Raw genomic sequence first — 1,208 nt, 5'->3', positions numbered from 1 at the left:
AGAGTTGGTCGCGTGGCAGGACGGGCGGAGTTAGTGAGCTACCGAGTGTGCTAAGTTCTTCAAGGGGCAAATGTCGTGATAGTTGTGTGGTAGTTGGACGGCCGACTCTCACACGACCAGTGGTAAGACGGCCGGCGCGCGGAGAGGTAAATAAAGGAGGGACGGGCCATCCCCCCGGGCCCCCCCCCGGCTGCCCGCCCCGCCTGCAGACGCCAACCCCGAAGCCGCCCGCCTGGGCCAGGCCATGCACTGGCTGCTGGAGCGCGCCGGGCGCGACGGCGGAGATGACTGGCTCAAGGGCAGCGGCGAAAGCATCCAGCAGACGATCGCCCGCCAATACCGCCTCACCCCCGCGCAAGCGCAAACCGCCCTGCAAACCGCCCGCCGCATCTTCACCGGCGAAGGCGCATGGGCCTGGCAGCGCGGGGCCTTCACTGCCGCCTTTGACGAAGTCGAAATCCTTCACCAGGGCCAAACCTTGCGCATGGACCGGCTGGTTTGCCGCCCTGATCCCGCCACGAACCAGCCCGAATGGTGGGTGCTGGACTACAAAAGCGCCGCGCACCCCGAACACAACCCCGACTACGCCGCGCAACTGGCCCGCTACCGCGCCGCCGTGCAAGCCGCCCACCCCGGCCAGACCGTGCGCGCCGCCCTGCTCTCGTCTGACGGGCGCATGAGCGAAATCGGCTAGAGCCTGCCCAAAGCTTCCCGGGGCAGACCTTGCACAGGCTCTCAGTCCGCGCTTTTTTCGTGCAGCAGCGCGCGCGCGTTGGCCGCCATGGCGTCAGCGCCGATGCCGTAGGTTTGATACAGGCGCAGGCGGCCTTGCGGGTCATACATGTAGCTGGCGGCGGTGTGATCGAGCGTGTAGCTGTTTTCAATGGGGCCGGGCGTCTGGCGGTAAAAAATCTTGAACTCGCGCGCCAGCGCGGCCAGCTCCTGGGGGCTGCGCGGGGTCAGGGCGATGAAGCTTTCGTCAAAGCTGGTCACGTAGGCTTTGAGCACTTCGGGCGTGTCGCGCGCGGGGTCCAGCGTGATGAAGATGCCTTGCAGCCGGCCGGCTTCGGCGCCCAGTTTCTGGCGCGCCTGCGCCAGCTCCAGCAGCGTGGTGGGGCACACGTCGGGGCACTGGGTGTAGCCGAAGAAAACCACCACGACTTTGCCTTTGAAATCGGCCAGGCTGCGCGGCTGGCCATCGGCGTCGA

General features: G+C 66.9%; 2 protein-coding genes. One reads left to right on the top strand and one right to left on the bottom strand.

Features of this window, described 5'->3' with window-relative positions:
- The first annotated feature begins 190 nt into the window (after positions 1-190).
- Entirely contained in the window at positions 191-694 is a 504-nt protein-coding gene (locus C1720_RS12550) for a PD-(D/E)XK nuclease family protein (RefSeq protein ID WP_102284703.1), read from the top strand.
- Between the two features lie 41 nt (positions 695-735).
- On the opposite strand, the gene C1720_RS12545 is transcribed toward C1720_RS12550, so the two are convergent.
- Positions 736-1,208 (bottom strand): SCO family protein (locus C1720_RS12545; protein ID WP_102284702.1); only part of this gene is annotated, 473 nt, incomplete at its 5' end.

It is taken from the genome of Ottowia massiliensis, assembly GCF_900240305.1.
Taxonomy (GTDB): Bacteria; Pseudomonadota; Gammaproteobacteria; order Burkholderiales; family Burkholderiaceae_C; genus Ottowia; species Ottowia massiliensis.
Note: the sequence above shows the minus strand (reverse complement) of the source record. Positions and strands in the feature narration are given on the sequence as shown.